The sequence below is a fragment of the Streptomyces sp. RLA012 genome, assembly GCF_056270325.1.
Genome location: NZ_JBWDPA010000002.1, coordinates 1830287 through 1850641, shown reverse-complemented (window position 1 = coordinate 1850641; position 20355 = coordinate 1830287). Strand labels below are relative to the sequence as shown.

Here is a 20355-nt window from a genome sequence, read left to right as displayed (position 1 = left end):
TGGTGGCGTGCTGCTGGCCTGCGATGACGGGCTCCCTGGGCCGGGCCCCGGGCGGGGCGGTTCCTTCGTACTGCGTACGGCATCGCGCCGTACTCCGCACAGCATGCCGCACAGGCGAGTCGGCAACAACTATTGACGTCAACAATTATTGTCCTTAGCTTCGATCTCGTAGCCGCAGCTCGGCATCGCACGCCGCGCTCCGGACCCTCAGCGTTGAAGGGACCCCCTCGTGCCCAGCATCGATCTCACCGGCAAGGTGGCCGTCGTCACCGGCAGCGGCCGTGGTCTCGGCCTGGCCTACGCACACGCCCTCGCGGCCGTCGGCGCCCGCGTGGTCGTCAACGACGTCGACGAGGCCGTGGCCGAGCAGGCCGTGAAGTCCCTCACCGCCGCGGGCGGCAAGGCCGTGGCCGAGGTGGTCCCGGTCGGCACCACCGAGGCGGCGGACCGGCTCGTCGCCCGTGCGGTGGAGGAGTTCGGACGGCTCGACATCCTGGTCACCAACGCGGGCATCCTGCGCGACAAGGTGCTGTGGAAGATGACCGACGAGGACTTCGACGCGGTGCTCACCACGCATCTGAAGGGCACCTTCACCTGCGCCCGCGCAGCCGCGGTGCGCATGCGCGAGCAGGGCGAGGGCGGCTCCCTGATCCTGGTCGGCTCGCCGGCCGGGCAGCGCGGGAACTTCGGCCAGACGAACTACGCCGCCGCGAAGGCGGGCATCGCCGCCATGGCCCGTACCTGGTCGATGGAGCTGGGCCGCGCGGGCATCACCGTCAACGCGATCGTGCCGGTCGCCGCCACGGCGATGACCGAGACCATCCCCGCCTTCGCCCCGTACGTCGAGGCCATGCGGAACGGCGAGCCGCTGCCCGACTTCCTCCGCAAGGGCGAGGGCTTCGGCACCCCCGAGGACTGCGCCGCCCTCGTCCCCTTCCTCGCCTCCGACGCCGCCCGCGGCGTCACCGGCCAGGCCATCGGCATCGGCGGCGACAAGGTGGCACTCTGGTCGCATCCGCAGGAGATCAGGGCGGCGTACGCGGACGGCGGCTGGACGCCCGACACCCTGGCCGACGCCTGGGCCGGTTCGGTGGGCGCCGAGCCGCAGACCGTCGGGATCCCCGCGCCGAAACTTCCGGAGGCGTGATGGACCTGACCGAACTCGTCGCGATCGACGTCCACACCCACGCGGAGGTGTCCTCGAAGGGCCACGCCTCCCTCGACGACGATCTGCACGAAGCGTCCAGCGCCTACTTCAAGGTCGAGGGCAAGCGGAAGCCCACCCTGGAGGAGACGGCCGCGTACTACCGCGAGCGGAGGATGGCCGCCGTGATCTTCACGGTCGACGCCGAGTCCGCCACCGGCACCGCGCCCGTCCCGAACGAGGAGGTCGCCGAGGCCGCCGCCGCGAACCCGGATGTGCTGATCCCCTTCGCCTCCATCGACCCCTTCCGCGGCAGGGCCGGCGTCCGGCAGGCCCGGCGGCTGGTCGAGGAGTACGGGGTGAAGGGCTTCAAGTTCCACCCCAGCATCCAGGGCTTCTTCCCCAACGACCGGTCGGTGGCGTACGCGCTGTACGAGGTGATCGAGGAGACCGGCACCATCGCGCTCTTCCACACCGGGCAGACCGGCATCGGGGCGGGGGTCCCGGGCGGCGGGGGCATCCGCCTGAAGTACTCCAACCCCCTGCACGTCGACGACGTCGCCGCCGACTTCCCGCACTTGAAGATCATCCTGGCGCACCCGTCCTTCCCCTGGCAGGACGAGGCGCTGGCCGTCGCCACGCACAAGCCGGGCGTGCACATCGACCTGTCCGGCTGGTCGCCCAAGTACTTCCCGCCGCAGCTCGTGCAGTACGCCAACACGCTGCTCAAGGACAAGGTGCTCTTCGGCTCCGACTATCCCGTCCTCACCCCCGACCGCTGGCTCGCCGACTTCGACAAGCTGACGATCAAGGACGAGGTCAAACCGAAGATCCTCAAGGAGAACGCCGCCCGGCTGCTCGGGCTGACACCCCAAGGGGCCGGAGATGCGCAATGAGGGACTGGGTTCGTGGCCCGCACGCCGGGCCCGCAAGACCCCGCACCGCACGGCCCTGATCCACGGCGACACCAGCATCGGCTACGCCGAGCTGTACGCCCGCACCACCCGCCTCGCCCACGCGCTGCGCGCGCTCGGCCTGCGCCGCGGCGACCGTGTCGCCTATCTCGGCCCCAACCACCCCGCGTACCTCGAAACGCTCTTCGCGGCGGGCACGCTCGGCGCGGTCTTCGTGCCGCTCAACCCCCGCCTCGCCGGCCCCGAGATCGCCTACCAGCTCAGCGACTCGGGCGCCAAGGTCCTCGTGTACGCGCGGGGCACGGCGGGGCTCGTCGCGGGGCTGCCGGGCAACGCGGACGTGCGGACGTTCATCGAAGTGGGCGCCCGGTACGAGGAGTTGATCGAAAGGGCCGCCGACGAACCGATCGACCAGCCGGTCACCGCCGAGGACATGTGCATCATCATGTACACCTCGGGCACGACGGGCCGCCCCAAGGGCGCGATGCTCACCCACGGCAATCTGACCTGGAACGCGGTCAACGTCCTCGTCGACCACGACCTGATCGCCGACGAACGCGCCCTGGTCTCGGCCCCGTTGTTCCACACGGCCGGGCTGAACATGCTGACCCTGCCGGTGCTGCTCAAGGGCGGTACCTGTGTGCTGGTCGAGTCCTTCGACCCGGCGGCCACCCTCGACCTGATCGAACGGCACCGGATCACCTTCATGTTCGGCGTGCCGACCATGTTCGACCAGGTGGCCCGGCATCCCCGGTGGGCCGACGCGGACCTGTCCTCGCTGCGCATCCTCACCTGCGGCGGCTCACCCGTACCGACCCCGCTGATCGCCGCCTACCAGCGGCGCGGGCTCACCTTCCTGCAGGGCTACGGCATGACCGAGGCGGCGCCCGGCACCCTCTTCCTGGACGCGGACCACGCGGTCTCCAAGGCGGGCTCGGCGGGTGTGCCGCACTTCTTCAGCGATGTACGGGTCGTCCGGCCCGACTTCACGCCGGTCGACATCGGGGAGACGGGCGAGGTGGTCGTCCGCGGACCGCACGTGATGCCCGGCTACTGGGGGCTGCCGGACGAGACGGCCGCGGTGTTCGCCGACGGCTGGTTCCGCAGCGGGGACGCCGCCCGGGTCGACGAGGACGGCTATGTCTTCATCGTCGACCGCATCAAGGACCTGATCATCTCGGGTGGCGAGAACATCTATCCCGCCGAGATCGAGGACCTGCTCCTCGGCCACCCCGGCATCGTCGAGTGCGCCGTCATAGGCGTCGCCGACGACAAGTGGGGCGAGGTGCCGCGAGCGGTCGTCGTGCCCCGCGAGGGCGTCGAGCTCGACCCCGACCAGGTGCTCGCGTCGCTCTCCGGACGCCTCGCCAAGTACAAGATCCCGAAGTCGGTGGTCGTGGTGGACGAACTCCCGCGCACCGCCTCCGGAAAGCTCCTCAAGGCCCGTGTCCGTACGCGGTACGGCACCACCCACTCGTAAGCAGGGACGTACGTATGAGCATCACCGTGAACGGTCTCGACGAACTGAAGAAGCTCGCCGGCGGCGACCTCGGCACCAGCGAGTGGATCGAGGTCACCCAGGAGCGGATCAACACCTTCGCCGACGCCACCGGCGACCACCAGTGGATCCACGTGGACCCTCGGAAGGCGGCCGAAGGCCCCTTCGGGGCGCCCATCGCGCACGGCTATCTGACCCTCTCCCTCTTCATCCCGCTCTTCACCGGGCTGCTGGCGGTCGAGGGCGTGTCGACGAAGGTCAACTACGGTCTGAACAAGGTGCGTTTCCCCTCCCCGGTGAAGGTCGGCTCGCGCATCCGGCTGGTCGCGAGGCTCGCCTCGGTCGAGGACGTGCCGGGCGGGGTGCAGATCGCCGTCGACGGGACCATAGAGATCGACGGCGGCGGGAAGCCCGCCGCCGTCCTCCAGAGCCTGTCGCGTTTCTACGCCTGACGGTCCACGTCGGAGACGGTCCTGCTACCGGCCGCCCACCACGTCGACGAACACGGGGTTCGCGTAGAACCACGTGTCGACCCACGGGTCACCGTTTCCGGGCACGTGCGGAATCGGGCCGTGCGGGTCGATCGAGGCGCCCAGGTAACCCGTGCCGTTGCGGTTGCCGTCGCTGCCGCGCAGCCGCAGGTAGAAGGACTCGTCACCGGCGACCAGCGGGATGCGCAGGGTGTACGTGCCCTTGCGGCCGCTGACGTCCACCGTGCGGACGACCTTCGTGTCGGGCGCGCGCCAGTCGTCGCGGTCGGCCGCGGAGCCGCGCACCGCGCCGCGGATCACGTCCACGTGCGCCAACTCCGGCAGGATTCCATGGGGGTTGGCTCGCGAGGCGGTCGTCACGGTGACCGACAGGGTGAGCTTCTCGCCCTTGCGGACCCGGATCCGGCCGCCCATGGTGACACCCGGGCCGTGGTCGCAGTCCCGCTTCACGCGGACGTCGAGCCCGTCGAGCAGATGCCCGTGGTCGAGCCAGACGCGGCCCGCGCGCAGGCCCGCCATCACGGCGCGGTAGCCGTAGCGGGTCACCCCCACATGGGTGCGGCTGAACTGGCCGGGCCAGAAGTCGCCGCCCGGCTGCTGGGAGTCGGTGTTGACCGGGTCGGGGAGGTGCCCGGTGTTGTCGAAGTTCTGCCCGGGCGCCCAGTCGCCGTTCTTCCAGGTGTCGAAGACGACGCGGTGCACATCGGAGTTGGTGGTGATGGTGAACAGCCGGCCCTCGGCGAGCATCGCGTCCCACATGCCGCCGACGGTCGCCGTCATCCAGTCGAAGCCGCCGTACAGGACGTACGCGTTCTCCGGGTAGCCCGCGAAGGAGTCCGCGGACGGCTTGTTGGTGTACTCGCCGCGCTGCTGGCCCGAGCCGACCCAGCCGGGGATGCCGCCGCCCTGGGCGCCGGGCGCGCCCTCCATGCCGATCATGATCTCGGGCGCCGCGTCCCGCCAGTTCCGTATCTCGTGCGGGGAGTCGATGCCCAGGCGGGTGGGGTGGTTGGCGAGGACGAGCACGTCGTCGACGTAACCGGTGCGGCGCTGCTCGGCGAGCCACTTGATGGCCTTGACCGCGTGGGCCTCGTTGCGGGCCGTGTCGGGGTTGGTCGGGGAGCCCGCCGTGTAGCCCAGCAGCTTGCCGTCGTAGGCGAGTTCGAACTTCGTGAGCAGATCCACCTCGTGCCGGCCGGGCGCCGCGAAGACCGTGGCGTGCTCGGCGCCCGGGATGTACCACTCCAGACCCTGGAAGATCAGCTGACGCGGGTTCGCGGCGCGCGCCTTCAGGATCTCCTGGTGCTCCAGCTGGGCACCGTAGCCGGCGTGCCCGAAGTTGGAGTGCTCGTTGAAGACCATCCAGTCCAGGCCGTACTTCGCGCTCGCCTGCGCCAGTTGCGAGAACGTGTACTTCGCGTCGTGGCTGTACACGGAGTGGACGTGGTGGTCGCCGACGAGATAGGCGAGGCGCGGGTCGTCGCCGCCGAGGTGCCGGGAGTCGGCCGCCGCGGGGGTGGCGAGCGAACCCACCGCGAAGGCCGCCCCGAACAGGCCGGCGCTGCGCAGCAGCCCACGCCGTGACATGCCCTGCGGGTCCAGCGCGGCGGGGGAGACGGATGGATCGGCCCAGGCGGGCAGTTGCTGCTCGGACATGCGGAGGTTCTCCAACGGGGGGTCAGAAGGTACGCGGAGGTGGTGCCGGAGGTCGACCGCTGCGTCAGTGGTTCATGAACTGCGCGACGGACAGGGCCCGTTCGACGATGCGTACGTCGCCGAGCCGTCCGTGCAGGATCTGGTCGATCCTGCCCGCGTACTCGTAGCCGCCGAGCAGCCAGGGCAGTCCGAGCGAGGTGAGACCGACGGCGACGGTGTGCGGGTTGCGGGCGACCGGGCAGCCCTGGACGTACATCGTGGTGTGCGAGCCGTCGTTGACGACGGCGACGTGCCACCACTGCTCGCGGACCGTCTCGTCGCCCCAGTTGGTGACGATGCCCTGCTGGTTGAGCGGCCGCGCGGCCCACTGCGGGCCGGGCCCGTCGGAGAGGGAGAGCGTGGCGAGCGGCTCGTCCGGGTCGTCGGCGGTCTTGCCCGCGCCGCCGCCCGTGCCGGTCCGGCTGATCAGCGAGGCCCAGGCGTTGTGCGAGGCGTCCCAGTCGGCGGGAACCTGGTAGAAGGCCTCGATGGTGTAACCGCGCTTGAAGGTCGCCGAGTTGAGGGGCGCACCGTCGACCGTGCGCAGATACGCGCCCTTCAGCGGGGGCTTGCCGCCCTCGAAGACGAGACTGCCGTGGCCCGGCTGGTCCGGGTGGTGGGCCGAGGACCAGGTGAGGGCGCTGTCGCCGACCTTGACCACGGTCAGGTCGTTGCCGTGCCCGGACTGGTCACGGACCGTGCCCTCGGCCGCCGTACCGTCCGCGTGCCCGTCGAAGCGCCAGTACGCGACCGTGCCCCGGACCAGCATCTCCGACACCGGCCGCGCAGGCCGGGCGGCCACGGGGGCGAAGCCCGCGAAGCGCTCTTCGAAGTCGACCGGGACCGAGAACCGGTCGGCGTCGCCGCTGAGTTCGATCTCCTGCTTCTCCAGCTCGTTGAGCCCCTTGGCCGCCCGGCCCAGGATCCACGGCGAGATGGTCTCGACGTCGATGGTCTTGCGGTCGAGGTCGAAGCGGTAGAGGCGGATCATCGCCGCGCCGCCGTAGTAGCGGTTCTGATAGTTCGTCAGGTGCAGGTGGACGTCGTGGCCGGCCGCGTTGGTCCGGGTGGCGCGCGCGGCGGGCCAGTAGTGCCCGTTCAGGGTCAGGAAGATCTGGTCGTGGTCGTGGATCAGCTGGTCCCAGAGCTGCTGCCCGTACGAGGACAGGGTGTCGTCGCCGACGACCAGCTCGTGCGTGGTGAGGATGACCGGCGTCTTGGGGTGCCGGGCGATGACGTCCTTCGCCCACGCGTAGCCCTTCGCCGACAGCCGCCAGTCCAGCGCGAGGACGAGCCACTCCATGCCCGCCGCCCGGAACAGGTGGAAGGTGTGGTAGCCGTCGGGCGAGGCGCCGCCGAAGGTGCGCCTGCCCTGGAAGCGCTGCGGGCCGAAGACGTCCAGGTAGGGGGTCGCGCCCCGCTGGTCGTCCGTGGACGACCTGATGTCGTGGTTGCCCGCGAGCACGCTGTAGCCGACGCCGCGCCGGTCGAGCAGCTCGAACGCCTTGCCCGCGGCCGCGAATTCGGCCTGGCCGCCGTTCTCCGTGATGTCGCCCAGGTGCGAGAGGAAGACGATGTTCTCGTCCTTCCCGTGCTCCAGGAGATAGCGCAGCGAGGCCTCGATCGGCGCGGGGTTGATGCTCGCTCCGTCGAAGAGGTACTGCGTGTCGGGCATGACGGCGAGCGTGAAGCGGCGGCTGTCGGCGTCGGGCCGCCAGTTCGCCTCACGCGTCGTCGCCTGTGCCGTCACCGCGGGCAGGGCCACCGTGGTGGTGGCCGCCGCGCCGATCAGGGCCGTGGCCCGCAGGAAGTTCCGTCTTCCGGCGCCGGCCTGCTCGGCCTCCGTCGCCTGGTCATGCGAAGTACACACGTCTGCTCCATGAAGGTGCGAAAAAGGTCAGTGAGGAGGTCGAGTCAGGTCGAGCGTCGAGTCGGGTCGAACCGGACGAACAGGTCGAGCAGGTGGAGAAAGCGGCGCCGCGCGCGGGTCAGAGCACGCGCAGCGTCCAGGACCAGCGATGGGTGCCGGCCGGGACGAGATAGCCGGGCGAGGTGTCGGGCCCGCACGAGGCCGTGCCGACCCCCCGGTGCGCGGCGTCGAGGTGCACCACACAGCCGGGCCGCGGCACCAGCTGGTCGTGGTGGGTGGCGGCCGCCAGATCCGCCGCCCGGTACCGGGTCACGGTCACCTGGCGCGGTTCGTCGAGAGCGACCGCGAGGCCCGTGGCGTCCGGCGCCGAGAGGGTGAACCGGCGTACACCGTGCCGCCCGCCGCTCTCCTGCGGACGCAGATAGGGAGTGAACAACTCGTCCACGGGAAGGCAGTGGTGGCCCACCGGGGCGCCCCCGCTGCGGTCCGGGTAGGACTCCCAGGGGCCCTGCCCGTACCACTCCAGGACATCGAGCCCGGCGACCGTCTCGAAGACGGATCCCACCCGCGGTACGTCGTCGAGCGCGGCCGGCAGCTGCGCCGTCTCCTCGACCCGCACGCCACCCTCGACACGGGTGAACACCTGCTCGTGACGCACGGCGCCCGCCAGGGTCGCGTACTCGGCGACCACGGTGACGCTCCCGCTCTCCCGGCGTACGTCCACGACCTTGCGCTCCAGCGCGTCGAGCCCCCACGCCCGCCAGCGCACCGCCATGCCGCCGATCTCGTCGTTGTCGGTCGGCGTCCGCCACAGCGACAGCACGGGGGCGGCGGTGAGCAGCGGATGGACGAGCAGCCCGTCCTCGTCGACCTCGACGGGGGAGTCCGGCAGCGCGTCGTGCCGGGCGGGAGCGGCGGCGCGCAGCCGCACCTGCGGCACACACACCTCCGTGCCGCGCGGCGCCCACGCCTCCTCCTCCGCCGTGGTCACCCGCAGTGTCAGCCAGGCCTCGCCGCCGTCCTCCGGGAGGGTGAACGGCATCGGTACGGCCACCGACTCACCCGCCCGTACGTCGGGCAGCTCGGCCGCGGCCGTCAGCGTGCCGCCGTCCGCGAGCGACAGCTCCCACTCGGCGGTCAGCCACTCAAGGCCGCGGAAGTGCTGGTGATTGGTGATGCGCAGCCCGCCCCCGATGTACGCGAGCCGCACCGGCGCCGCGATCTCCCGGTGCTCGTACATCACCGGCTTGGGCGTGCGGTCGGGGAAGACGACCCCGTCGGCGATGAAGGCGCCGTCGTGGATGGTCTCGCCGAAGTCGCCGCCGTAGGCCCAGCGGTGGCCCGGTGCGGCGACACCGTTGTCATACAGCCCGGCGCCACCGCGCCCGGCCGGTCTTCCGTCGTTCACGCGTTGAAGAATGCCGTGGTCCCAGAACTCCCAGATGAAACCGCCCTGAAGCCCTGGGGTTGACTCGATGGCGGCCCAGTGGTCGGCCAGTGTGCCGTTGCTGTTGCCCATGGCGTGCGAGTACTCGCACTGGATCAGCGGCTTGGTCTGCTTCCCGGAGAGGGCGTGCGCGACACAGTCCTCCAGCGGCGCGTACATGGGACACGCGATGTCGGAGGCGACCTTCGGGTCGGCCCAGCCGAGCTTGGCCGCGCCCTCGTACTGGAGCGGCCGGGTCGGGTCGTGACGGCGTAGCCAGCCCGCGGCGGCATCGTGGTTGGCGCCGTAGTCGGACTCGTTGCCCAGCGACCAGATGATCACCGAGGGGTGGTTCTTGTCGCGCAGGACCATGCGCGAGACGCGGTCCACGAAGGCGCCGAGGTAGCGCGGGTCGTCGGCGATCTCGTGCGCGTGGTCGTGCGTCTCGATGTTCGCCTCGTCCACGACGTAGAAGCCGAGCTCGTCCGCGAGGTCGAGCAGGGAGGGGTCGTTGGGGTAGTGGGCGGCCCGGATCGCGTTGAAGCCGAAGCGCTTCAGCGTCACCAGATCGGCGCGCATGTCGTCGTACGACACCGTCCGGCCCGTCAGCGGGTGGAAGTCGTGCCGGTTGACGCCCCGGATGTAGACCCGCTCGCCGTTGACCAGCAGATCCCGGCCGCTGATCTCGACCTCGCGGAAGCCCACGCGGTGGTGCGAGGTGTCGGCGACCGAGCCGTCGGCGCGGTGCAGCCGTACGGCCAGGGCGTACAGCTCGGGCGTCTCGGCGGTCCAGGTGCGGACACCCTCGACGACCGTGGTGAGGCGGGCCTCCCCGAGGAAGTCGGAGACCCGCTCGTCCTCCTCCTTGAACCGCTCGAACGCGGCGTCCTGGGTGAGCAGGTGGCCGTCCAGCTCTCCGGTGACGTACCAGCCCTCCGGCAGCGCGCCCCCGGCGTCCCGCACCTGGCAGTCGACCCGCAGCCCGCCGTCGCGGCGTGTTCGCACGGTCACGTCGGCCAGCCGCAGGGGATCGGTCGCGTACAGCAGCACCGAGCGGGTGATCCCCGCGTGCCACCACTGGTCCTGGTCCTCGATGTGCGAGGCGTCCGACCACTTGACGACGGTGAGCCGCAGCGAGGCACGCTCACCGGGCCGTACCACGTCGGAGAGGTCGAACTCGGCCGCGAGGTGCGAGTCCTTGGAGATGCCCACCGGCCGCCCGTCCACATGGACCAGCAGCACGCTCTCGGCGGCACCGACCTGGAGCACGATCCGGCGGCCGGCCCACTCGGCCGGGATGTCCACCTCACGCTCGTACACACCCGTCGGATTGGCGTCCGGCGAGGCGGGCGGGTACTCGCCCCAGGGCATCCGGAAGTTGGTGTACTGCGGCAGGTCGTCGGTGTCCTGGGTGGTCCAGGAGCCGGGCACCTGGAGCGAGGACCAGGCGAGACCGGGGGCCGAGGTGGGCGTGGGCAGCAGCTGGAAGCGCCATGAGCCGTCCAGCGAGAGGGCACCGGTCCGGCGGTCGACGGCGTTCATGGGCAACCGCCCCCAGGAAGTCACCTCAGGTGCTTCCCAGGGGCGGAGCGCGAGCAGCGGGTCCGTCATCAGCGGATGGCTCCCTTGCCGAGGTCGGCGATGATCTGCTTGGCGCCGATCGCGAAGACGATCAGCAGCGGGACGAGGGCGAGAAGCGCGCCGGTCATGACCATTCCGTAGTCGGTGGTGCCGTGGACACCGTTCAGCTGGGAGAGCGCGACCTGCAGGGTCACGTTGTCCGGGTTGGTGAGGGCGATCAGGGGCCAGGCGTAGTCGTTCCACTGGCCCATGAAGGTGAAGATGCCGAGGAAGGCGAGGCCCGGCCGGACCACCGGGAGCGCCACGTGCCAGTACTGGCGCAGGAAGCCCGCCCCGTCCAGCTTCGAGGCGTCGATCAGCTCGTCGTGGATCGCGCTCTTCATGTACTGGCGCATCCAGAAGATGCCGAACGCGTTGGCCGCCGCCGGGACGATCAGCGCGGTCATCGAGCCGATCCAGCCCAGCTTCGCCATGATCACGAACTGCGGGATCGCCTGGAGCTGCGCCGGGACCATGAAGATCACCATCATCAGCGCGAACAGCACCCGGCGGCCCGGGAACTCGAACTTGGCGAACACGAACGCGGCCAGCGAGTCGAAGAACAGGACGAGGACGGTCACCGAGCACGCGACCAGCAGCGAGTTGAACATCGACCCGAAGAAGTCGACGTTGTCGAAGAGGTGGCGGGCGTTCTCCAGGAAGTGCGTACCGGGCAGCAGCTTCGGCGGGTAGGAGAAGATCTCGGTCGACGAGTGCGTCGACATGATCACGGCCCAGTAGAACGGGAAGACCGAGAGCAGCAGACCGATGATCAGGGAGAGATGGAGGGCGATGCCCCGGCGCTGTGTCCCCTTGATGGACGAGGTGCGGCCCGCCGCCCGCTTCGTGGAGGCCGTCGAATCCTTGAGAATTGCCATGGTGGGGCCTCCTAGTCTTCGCCCCGGCGCTGCACCAGCCGCCAGTTGATGATCGAGAAGATGATGACGACGAGGAAGATGCCCCAGGCCACGGCGGCGCCGTAGCCGAAGTCGTTGTTGTCGAAGGTCTGCTGGAAGAAGTAGAGGACCATCGTCTGGCCCGAGTGGCCGGGACCGCCCGCGAACGACGAGTTGTTGTCCGTGGTCTGCAGCAGCACCTGTGGTTCGGAGAAGGTCTGCAGGCCGGTGACCGTCGAGATGATGAGCACGAACAGCAACACCGGACGCATCAGCGGCAGGGTGATCCGGAAGAAGGTCTGGACGGGCCCCGCGCCGTCCATGCGCGCCGCCTCGTACAGCTCGCCGGGAATCGTCTGGAGCCCCGCGAGGAAGATGATGGCGTTGTAGCCGGTCCACTGCCAGGTCATCAGGGTGGCGATGGCGACCTTGATGCCCCACGGCGTGTTCAGCCAGGCCACCTGGTCCAGGCCGATCGCCTGCAGGAACGCGTTGACCAGGCCGAAGTTGGTGGAGAAGACCGAGCCGAAGATGATCGCGACCGCGACGATGGAGGTGACGTTCGGCAGGAAGTAGGCGAAGCGGTAGAGGTTCTTGAAACGGACGGCCGAGTTGAGCATCACGGCCGTGACCATCGCCAGGAAGATCATCGGGAAGGTGGCCAGCGCCCAGATGATGATCGTGTTGCCGATCGAGGTCCAGAACTGGGTGTCCGACACCAGATAGCGGTACTGGGACAGTCCCGCGTACTCCATCGAGCCGAGGCCGTCCCAGCGGTGGAACGACAGATAGAGCGAGAAGCCGACGGGTATCAGACCGAAGGCCAGGAACAGCAGATAGAAGGGGGAGATCGCGGCGTACAGCCGCCAGTAGCTGCGTATACCCTTCTTGGGGTGGGTCACGGGGGTCTCGGCGAGGGCCGCGTGAGGCGTGTCGACCACGGGTGCGGTAGCCATGTCAGTAGCTCACCCCCAGGTGGTCCGCGATGCGCCGGCACTTGCTCATGGCGTCCCTCCAGGCCTTCTCCGGGTCCTTGCCGAGCACCGAGAAGTTCTTCAGTTCGTCGTCGATCGGGGTCTTGAGCGCGACGTCGTACGGGCTGTTGAAGGCGACCGGGATGTTCTGCGCCGCCGGGCCGAAGACGTCCATGGTGATCTGGTCGCCGAAGAAGGCGTCGGGCTCGCGCAGCTTCTTCATCGCGTACGACGCCGGGGTCGACGGGAAGAGCACCGAGTCGACGAAGCCCTGGGCCTGGTTGTTCGCGTCGAGCATCCAGGTGATCATCTCGAAGGCCTTCTCCGGCTCCCGGCACGCCTTGGTGATCGCGAGGAACGAGCCGCCGATGTTCGAGGGACCGCCCGGACAGGCGGCCACCCGCCACTTGCCCTTGGTCTTCGGTACGTTGAGTTTGATGTCGCCGGCCGCCCAGGACGCGTTCAGCTGGCTGGGCAGCAGACCCCGCTCGGTGGCCGAGGTGTTGTCGGCCGTACCGTTGATGATCTTCGAGACCAGGCCGCGGCGGGTGGCCTCGACGGCACGGTCCCAGGCGGTGCGCACATGCTCCTGGTCGCCGATGAAGTGCCGGTCCTTGTCGACGAACCGCTTGGTCGACTGGTTGACCGAGATCCCGTAGATGCTGAGGGCGTCGGTGAGGATGAACGCGCCGGGGACGCGCTTCTTGAGCTGCTCACCGGCCGCCATGAACTGGTCCCAGGTGGCCAGCTCCTTGGAGACGTCGGCCGGCTCGTACGGCAGTCCGGCCTTCTGGAAGACGGCCGGCTGGTAGTAGTGCGCGACCGGACCGCAGTCGATCGGGAAGCCGATCATCGAGCCGTCCTCGGCGATGCCCTGTTCCCACTTCCAGGGCAGGTACTGGTCCTTCAGTTTGTCGGCGCCGAGTGTGCGCAGGTCCACGAACTGGTCGGAGTTGGGCAGGTACGAGGCCATGTCCTCGCCCTTGAGCCCGGCGATGTCCGGGATGTGGGCCCGTCCGGTCATCGTGGTCAGCAGCTTCGAGCGGTAGTAGCCGCCGATCTGGATGGCCTGCAGGTTCACCGCGCTGTCGTAGCGGGTCCTGGCGTCCTGGACGACCTTCGGGCTCAGCCCGCCGCTCCAGTACCACAGGACCATGTTCCGCCCGGTCGAGCCGGTCGGAACGCCGCAGCCGGTCGCCAGGCCGCCCAGCGCCGTGGCGGCCGTACCGGCCAGGCCGGCGCGCAGCAGGCCCCTTCGTGAGAGCCGCACAGCTCCCACCGCCTTTCGGATCTTTTCGGTCTTCGCGTACAAGGGGTCAAACAAGGGGTCGTGGGGGTCGTGAAACGGGTTGTGCGTGGGGGGGCAAGAGATGCGATGCATGGGGTCCCACGGGTCACGTGGGGGTTTTACGCGTCATGCGTGGGGGTCGTACGGGGGTGCGGGGTGGTGCGGGTAGGGCTCATCGGGGGGTCATCGGGGTGTGCCCGGCCGACGCGTGGTGTCGGGCGGGGTCACCGGCGCGTGGTGGACGGGCGGGCCCGGGTCCGCCGGGACGCGGTCGGCCAGGAAGCCGTACGCACGCCGCAGCCCAGGGTCCCGCAGGGAGCGCCACCAGCGGTCGATGCCGTACCAGCCGGGCGCGGCCAGCGCGCCGCCGTGCCTGCGCACCGACAGGCCCGCGGCCAGCACCGCGAAGCGCAGCCGTTCCTCCAGCGGCCAGCCGCCGAGCGAGGCGGCGACGAAGCTCGCGCCGAAGACGTCTCCGGCGCCCGTCGCGTCCAGGACCTCGACGTCGAGGGCGGGGACCTCCGCGTACTCGCCCGTCGTCTGGTCCACCGCGACCGCGCCGTCGCCGCCCCGGGTGATCACGGCGACCGGCACCAGCTCGGTCAGTGTGCCCAGGGCCGCGGCAGCGCTCTCGGTACGCGTGTACGCCATCGCCTCCGTCTCGTTCGGGAGGAAGGCGTGGCACAGGGAGAGCTGGTCGAGGAGGTCCCGGGACCACTGCTGGGTCGGGTCCCAGCCGACGTCCGCGTAGATCTGCGTACCGTTCGCGGCCGCCTTGGCGAGCCAGCCGCGCGGCTCGGCCTCGATGTGCACGAGGGCCGTGCGCGCCTGGGGCGGGTCGCCCATCAGCTCGTCCTGCGAGTACGGCGGCTGCCGGCCGTGGGTGACCAGGGCCCGGTCGTCGCCGTGCGCGAGCGAGACGGTGACGGGGGTGTGCCAGCCGTCCGCGGTGCGGGAGAGCGCGAGGTCGATGCCCTCCTGTTCGGCGAGGACCTCACGGCAGTACGCGCCGTAGTAGTCGTCGCCGAAGACCGTGGCCAGGGAGGTGCGCAGGCCGAAGCGCGAGGCCGCGACCGCCAGGTTGGCGATGCCGCCAGGGCTCGCCCCCATGCCCTCGGTCCAGATCTCCTCGCCGGCTGTCGGCGGCTTCCCCAGTCCGGTGAGGACAAGGTCGTAGAAGAGCAGCCCGGTCAGCATCACATCGGGCCGTTCGTCACCCACGAGCGCATCCTCTCGTCAAAACTCTGCAAGCGGTGCACAGGATCGTGCGCGCATCAGAAGAATTTGGCAAGAGTTGAGCAGAGCTGAGCATGGAAATGATGGGGAATGACGAGTACTGTTCAGTTGTGCTGGCAGAGCGACGACATCAACTCATCCTGCGGGCCCTGCGCTCCGGCGGGCCCGCGGCCGTGACCGATCTCTCCGAACAGTTGGGTGTGAGCCCCGCCACGGTCCGCCGTGACCTGCTGAAACTGGAGGAGGAAGGCCTGCTCACGCGGGTGCACGGCGGGGCGGTCGTGGAGGAGGGCGACCAGCCCTTCGCCGAGGTCGCCGAGGTCCGTGTGGCCGAGAAGGACGCCATCGCGGCGCGCGCCGCCTCGATGGTCCAGGACGGCCAGTCCGTCCTGCTGGACATCGGCACCACCGCCTACCGGCTCGCCCGGCAGCTGCACGGCCGCCGGATCACCGTGATCACCAGCAACCTGGTGGTCTACGAGGAGCTGGTGGACGACGAGGACATAGAGCTGGTGCTGCTCGGCGGGATGGTCCGCCGCGAGTACCGCTCCCTGGTCGGCTTCCTCACCGAGGACAACCTGCGACAGCTGCATGCCGACTGGCTGTTCCTCGGCACCAGCGGGGTGCGGCCCGGCGGGCAGGTGATGGACACCACCGTCGTCGAGGTACCGGTCAAGCGCGCCATGATCGAGTCGGGGGACAAGGTCGTCCTGCTCGCCGACCGCGCGAAGTTCCCGGGTACGGGGATGGCGCGGGTCTGCGGCCCCGAGGAACTGGACGTGGTGGTGACGAACGGCCCGCTGGACCCGGCGACGCGGTCCTCGTTGGAAGAAGCGGGTGTGCAAGTGGTTGTGACAGGAAAGGCGGAAACGGCGTGAAGCTGACGATTCTGGGTGGCGGCGGGTTCCGGGTGCCGCTCGTGTACGGGGCACTCCTCGGGGACCGCGCCGAGGGCCGCGTCACCCATGTCGTGCTGCACGACGTGGACGCGGGGCGGCTGGCGGCCGTCGCCCGGGTACTGGCCGAGCAGGCGGCGGGAGATCCGGACGCCCCCGCGGTCTCCTTCACCACCGACCTCGACGAGGCCCTGATCGGCGCCGACTTCATCTTCTCCGCGATCCGCGTCGGCGGCCTGGAGGGACGGGCCGAGGACGAGCGGGTGGCGCTCGCGGAAGGCGTCCTCGGCCAGGAGACCGTCGGCGCCGGCGGCATCGCGTACGGTCTGCGCACGGTCCCCGTGGCCGTCGACATCGCCCGGCGGGTGGCCCGGCTCGCCCCCGACGCCTGGGTCATCAACTTCACCAACCCGGCCGGTCTGGTCACCGAGGCCATGTCCCGCCACCTCGGCGACCGGGTGATCGGCATCTGCGACTCGCCGGTCGGCCTCGGCCGCCGCATCGCCACCGTGCTGGGCGCCAACCCCCGCGAGGCCTGGATCGACTACGTCGGTCTCAACCACCTCGGCTGGGTGCGCGGACTGCGCGTCGAGGGCCGCGACGAACTGCCGCGGCTGCTCGCCGACCCGGAACTGCTCGACTCCTTCGAGGAGGGCAAGCTCTTCGGCGTCGACTGGCTGCAGTCCCTGGGCGCCGTCCCGAACGAATACCTGCACTACTACTACTTCAACCGGGAGGCCGTCCGGGCCTACCAGCACGCGGAGAAGACCCGCGGCGCGTTCCTGCGCGACCAGCAGGAGCGGTTCTACGCCGAGATGAAGCGCCCGGACACCGCCGCGCTGACCGCCTGGGACCGTACGCGCGCCGAGCGCGAGGCCACCTACATGGCGGAGAACCGGGACGCGGCGGGCGCCGGCGAGCGTGACGCCGACGACCTCTCCGGCGGCTACGAGAAGGTGGCGCTCGCCCTGATGCGGGCCATCGCCCGCGACGAGCGCACCACGCTCATCCTCAACGTCCGCAACCGCGGCACGCTGGGCGTGCTGGACGCCGACGCCGTCATCGAGGTGCCCTGCCTCGTCGACGTCAACGGCGCCCACCCGGTCGCCGTCGACCCGCTGCCCGACCACGCCAGTGGGCTGGTCTGCGCGGTCAAGGCGGTGGAGCGCGAGGTCCTGTCCGCCGCCGAGTCCGGCTCGCGCACGACCGCCGTGAAGGCCTTCGCCCTGCACCCGCTCGTCGACTCCGTGAACGTGGCCCGTCGTCTGGTCGAGGGGTACACCGCGGTCCACCCCGGTCTGGCGTACCTTAAGTAAGCGCTTACCCCCTTCTTGGCTTCTTGGCTCCTGGAGACCCTTCATGCACGACGAACGCCGCCGCATCGAGGAGCGCGTCGCACGCGTCCACGACCAGCGCATCAAGCCCGCGATCTACGCCGCCTCGGTGCCCTTCGCAGTCGAGGCCTGGCAGGCTCCCGGTGAGCCGGTCCCCTTCGAGGAGGCCGCCGCGGCGCCGTACAAGCCCTTCGCGATGGACACCCCCTGGGGTCCGCCGTGGGGCACCACCTGGTTCCGGATGAGCGGGTCGGTTCCCGCGGACTGGACGGGCAAGCGGGTCGAGGCCGTCTTCGACCTCGGGTTCGTGGGCGACTGGCCGGGCAACCAGGCCGAGGCGCTGGTCCACCTCCCGGACGGGGTCCCGCTGAAGGCGGTCAACCCGCAGAACCAGTACGTGCCGATCGCCCACCCGGCCACGGGCGGCGAGGAGATCCACTATCTGGTCGAGGCGGCCTCCAACCCCGACATCCTCGCCAATGACTTCGCGGGCCCGACCCCGCTCGGCGACCGCCTCACCGCCGGTGACAAGCCGCTCTACACCTTCAAGCGCGCCGACATCGCCGTCCTCGACGAGAACGTCTGGCACCTCGACCTCGACATCCAGGTGCTGCGCGAGCTGATGCTGGAGCTGGGCGAGCTCGACCCGCGCCGGCACGAGATCATGATCGCGCTGGACCAGGCGATGGACGCCCTCGACCTGGACGACCTCTCCGGGACGGCCGCCGCCGCCCGCGCGGTGCTGGCCCCCACCCTGGCCAAGCCCGCCCACGCCAGCGCTCACACCCTCTCCGCCGCCGGGCACGCGCACATCGACTCCGCCTGGCTGTGGCCGATCCGCGAGACCAAGCGCAAGACCTCCCGCACCTTCTCGAACGTCACCGCGCTCGCCGAGGAGTACGAGGAGCTGGTCTTCGCCTGCTCGCAGGCCCAGCAGTACGAGTGGGTGCGCGACAACTATCCGCACGTGTGGGAGCGCATCAAGAAGGCCGTCGCCGACGGGAACTGGGCGCCGGTCGGCGGTATGTGGGTGGAGGCCGACGGCAACCTGCCCGGCGGCGAGGCGCTGGCCCGCCAGCTCATCCACGGCAAGCGGTTCTTCATCGAGCACTTCGGCATCGAGACCAAGGGCGTCTGGCTGCCGGACTCCTTCGGCTACAACGCGGCCTACCCGCAGCTCGCCAAGCTGGCCGGCAACGACTGGTTCCTGACCCAGAAGCTCTCCTGGAACCAGACCAACAAGCTGCCCCACCACAGCTTCTGGTGGGAGGGCCTCGACGGCACCCGCATCTTCACGCACTTCCCGCCCGTCGACACCTACAACGTCGAGTTCTCCGGCAAGGAGATGGCGCACGCCGTCCGCAACTACCAGGACAAGGGCCGCGGTACGACCTCCCTGGCGCCCTTCGGCCACGGCGACGGCGGTGGCGGCCCCACCCGCGAGATGATGGAGCGCGCCCGCCGGCTCGCGAGCCTGGAGGGCTCGGCGAAGGTCCGCATCGAGCACCCGGACGCCTTCTTCGCCACCGCCCGCGAGGAGATCCCGGGGGACCAGGTCTGGTCGGGCGAGCTCTACCTGGAGCTGCACCGCGCCACCTACACCTCGCAGGCCCGCACCAAGCAGGGCAACCGGCGCAGCGAACACCGCATGCGCGAGGCCGAGTTGTGGGCGACCACCGCCGCCCTGAACGCGCCGGGCTACTCCTACCCGTACGAGAAGCTCGACCGGCTCTGGAAGACGGTCCTGCTCCACCAGTTCCACGACATCCTGCCCGGCTCGTCCATCGCCTGGGTGCACCGGGAGGCCGAGGCCGAGTACGCGCGGGTGGCGAAGGAGGTCGAGGCGATCACGGCGGAGGCCGTGGCCGCGCTGGGCACGGGGGAGACCCGGGTGTTCAACACCAGCCCGGTCGACCGCGCCGAGGTGGTCCGCACCTCCGTCGGCATCCCGATGTACGCCGAAGTCCCCGCGAACGGCAGCGCGTTGCTCGGCGCGGGCGAACCCCCGCGGCCGGTGACCGTCAGCGGCCGCGTCCTCGACAACGGCCTGGTACGCGTCGAGCTGGCCGAGGACGGCACGCTGGCCTCCGTACGGGACCTGACGGCCGACCGCGAGGTCCTCGCGGACAAGGGCAACCTGCTCCGTCTGCACAGCGACCTCCCGAACTACTGGGACGCCTGGGACATCGACAAGCACTACAAGAACCGCTACACCGACCTGCTCGACGCCGAGGCCGTCACGGTCGTCGAGGAGGGCCCGCTGCTCGGCGCGCTGAAGGTGGAGCGCGCCTTCGGCAAGGGCTCCCGGATCGTGCAGACGATCACCGTGCGGGCCGGCAGCCGCCGGATCGACGTCGAGACCGAGATCGACTGGCACGAGGCGGAGAAGATCCTCAAGGCGGCCTTCCCGGTGGACATCCGGGCCCCGCACTCCTCCGCGGAGATCCAGTTCGGCCATGTCCAGCGGCCCACCCACACCAACACCAGCTGGGAGTCGGCCCGCTTCGAGGTCTACGGCCACCGCTGGGTGCACATCGCCGAGCCCGGCTACGGCGTCGCGGTCATCAACGACTCGACGTACGGCCACGACGTCTCCCGCACGGTCCGCGAGGACGGCGGTACGACCACGACCGTACGCCTGTCCCTGGTGCGCGCCCCGCGGGTGCCGGACCCCGAGGCCGACCAGGGCAAGCACCGCTTCACGTACGCGCTGCTGCCGGGGGCGAGCATCGAGGACGCGATCGCGGAGGGCTACGCGCTCAACCTGCCGCTGCGGGTGGCGGATTCGGCCGGTCCGGCCGAGCCCGTCGTCTCCGTCGACGGGGAGGGCGTGACCATCGAGGCGGTCAAGCTCGCCGACGACGCCTCGGGCGATGTCGTCGTACGCCTCTACGAGTCCCGCGGCGGTCGCGGCGCCGGCACCCTGCGCACCGGCTTCCCGCTCGCCGGGGCCCAGGTGACCGACCTCCTCGAACGCCCGCTGGGCGAGGTGGACACGGACGGGAACGCGGTGGCGGTGTCGCTGCGGCCGTTCGAGGTGCAGACGCTGCGGCTGGCGCGCCGGTCGTAGCCG

Annotated in this window: 14 protein-coding genes; 7 read left to right on the top strand and 7 right to left on the bottom strand. The window is 70.2% G+C overall.

The features are described 5' to 3' along the window. Window positions 1-229 precede the first annotated feature (229 nt). From RV986_RS08760 to RV986_RS08745, 4 genes are read left to right on the top strand one after another with little or no spacing between them, the layout of a single operon-like run. Window positions 230-1147, top strand: coding sequence for an SDR family NAD(P)-dependent oxidoreductase (locus RV986_RS08760; RefSeq protein WP_475916845.1), 918 nt, complete (start codon window positions 230-232; stop codon window positions 1145-1147). Continuing rightward, window positions 1147-2040 carry an amidohydrolase family protein gene (locus RV986_RS08755; protein WP_475916844.1) on the top strand — a complete coding sequence of 298 codons (894 nt, stop codon included), beginning with the start codon at window positions 1147-1149 and terminating at the stop codon, window positions 2038-2040. The genes RV986_RS08760 and RV986_RS08755 overlap by 1 nt, the downstream gene beginning before the upstream one ends. Further along, window positions 2030-3538: an acyl-CoA synthetase gene (locus tag RV986_RS08750; RefSeq protein ID WP_475916843.1), complete on the top strand. Its 1509-nt coding sequence runs from the start codon at window positions 2030-2032 to the stop codon at window positions 3536-3538. The genes RV986_RS08755 and RV986_RS08750 overlap by 11 nt, the downstream gene beginning before the upstream one ends. Before the next feature lie 14 nt (window positions 3539-3552). Beyond that, window positions 3553-4008: a MaoC family dehydratase gene (locus RV986_RS08745; protein WP_475916842.1), complete on the top strand. Its 456-nt coding sequence runs from the start codon at window positions 3553-3555 to the stop codon at window positions 4006-4008. 24 nt (window positions 4009-4032) lie between these two features. On the opposite strand, the gene RV986_RS08740 is transcribed toward RV986_RS08745, so the two are convergent. From RV986_RS08740 to RV986_RS08710, 7 genes are all read right to left on the bottom strand, one after another. After that, the gene (locus RV986_RS08740) at window positions 4033-5703 is read right to left on the bottom strand and encodes a PHP domain-containing protein (RefSeq protein WP_475916841.1); all 1671 of its coding nucleotides are present in this window, start codon (window positions 5701-5703) and stop codon (window positions 4033-4035) included. Between the two features lie 64 nt (window positions 5704-5767). Beyond that, on the bottom strand, window positions 5768-7612 hold the full coding sequence (locus tag RV986_RS08735; RefSeq protein WP_475916840.1) for a LamG-like jellyroll fold domain-containing protein: 1845 nt from the start codon (window positions 7610-7612) through the stop codon (window positions 5768-5770). Between the two features lie 118 nt (window positions 7613-7730). Next, entirely contained in the window at window positions 7731-10649 is a 2919-nt protein-coding gene (locus RV986_RS08730; RefSeq protein ID WP_475916839.1) for a glycoside hydrolase family 2 TIM barrel-domain containing protein, read from the bottom strand. Further along, a complete protein-coding gene (locus tag RV986_RS08725) occupies window positions 10649-11536 on the bottom strand; it encodes a carbohydrate ABC transporter permease (RefSeq protein ID WP_475916838.1) in 888 nt (295 codons plus the stop codon). The genes RV986_RS08730 and RV986_RS08725 overlap by 1 nt, the downstream gene beginning before the upstream one ends. 11 nt (window positions 11537-11547) lie before the next feature. Then, a complete protein-coding gene (locus RV986_RS08720; protein WP_475916837.1) occupies window positions 11548-12510 on the bottom strand; it encodes a carbohydrate ABC transporter permease in 963 nt (320 codons plus the stop codon). Between the two features lies 1 nt (window position 12511). Further along, on the bottom strand, window positions 12512-13798 hold the full coding sequence (locus tag RV986_RS08715; RefSeq protein ID WP_475916836.1) for an ABC transporter substrate-binding protein: 1287 nt from the start codon (window positions 13796-13798) through the stop codon (window positions 12512-12514). Between the two features lie 201 nt (window positions 13799-13999). Next, the gene (locus RV986_RS08710) at window positions 14000-15037 is read right to left on the bottom strand and encodes a carbohydrate kinase family protein (protein ID WP_475916835.1); all 1038 of its coding nucleotides are present in this window, start codon (window positions 15035-15037) and stop codon (window positions 14000-14002) included. 125 nt (window positions 15038-15162) lie between these two features. On the opposite strand from RV986_RS08710, the gene RV986_RS08705 reads away from it, so the two are divergent. Genes RV986_RS08705 through RV986_RS08695 form a run of 3 tightly spaced genes read left to right on the top strand, consistent with a single transcriptional unit; the run spans window position 15163 to window position 20352 of the window. Continuing rightward, a complete protein-coding gene (locus tag RV986_RS08705; protein ID WP_475916834.1) occupies window positions 15163-15930 on the top strand; it encodes a DeoR/GlpR family DNA-binding transcription regulator in 768 nt (255 codons plus the stop codon). Next, window positions 15927-17264, top strand: coding sequence for a 6-phospho-beta-glucosidase (locus RV986_RS08700; protein WP_475916833.1), 1338 nt, complete (start codon window positions 15927-15929; stop codon window positions 17262-17264). The genes RV986_RS08705 and RV986_RS08700 overlap by 4 nt, the downstream gene beginning before the upstream one ends. Before the next feature lie 43 nt (window positions 17265-17307). Continuing rightward, on the top strand, window positions 17308-20352 hold the full coding sequence (locus tag RV986_RS08695; protein WP_475916832.1) for an alpha-mannosidase: 3045 nt from the start codon (window positions 17308-17310) through the stop codon (window positions 20350-20352). Window positions 20353-20355: the final 3 nt, after the last annotated feature.

Excerpts from the sequence above, each read along its gene's own strand:
- RV986_RS08750 (WP_475916843.1), top strand. The coding sequence starts at position 2,030 with ATGCGCAATGAGGGACTGGGTTCGTGGCCCGCACGCCGGGCCCGCAAG.
- RV986_RS08755 (WP_475916844.1), top strand. The coding sequence starts at position 1,147 with ATGGACCTGACCGAACTCGTCGCGATCGACGTCCACACCCACGCGGAG.
- RV986_RS08720 (WP_475916837.1), bottom strand. The coding sequence starts at position 12,510 with ATGGCTACCGCACCCGTGGTCGACACGCCTCACGCGGCCCTCGCCGAG.
- RV986_RS08745 (WP_475916842.1), top strand. The coding sequence starts at position 3,553 with ATGAGCATCACCGTGAACGGTCTCGACGAACTGAAGAAGCTCGCCGGC.
- RV986_RS08695 (WP_475916832.1), top strand. The coding sequence starts at position 17,308 with ATGCACGACGAACGCCGCCGCATCGAGGAGCGCGTCGCACGCGTCCAC.
- RV986_RS08725 (WP_475916838.1), bottom strand. The coding sequence starts at position 11,536 with ATGGCAATTCTCAAGGATTCGACGGCCTCCACGAAGCGGGCGGCGGGC.
- RV986_RS08740 (WP_475916841.1), bottom strand. The coding sequence starts at position 5,703 with ATGTCCGAGCAGCAACTGCCCGCCTGGGCCGATCCATCCGTCTCCCCC.
- RV986_RS08730 (WP_475916839.1), bottom strand. The coding sequence starts at position 10,649 with ATGACGGACCCGCTGCTCGCGCTCCGCCCCTGGGAAGCACCTGAGGTG.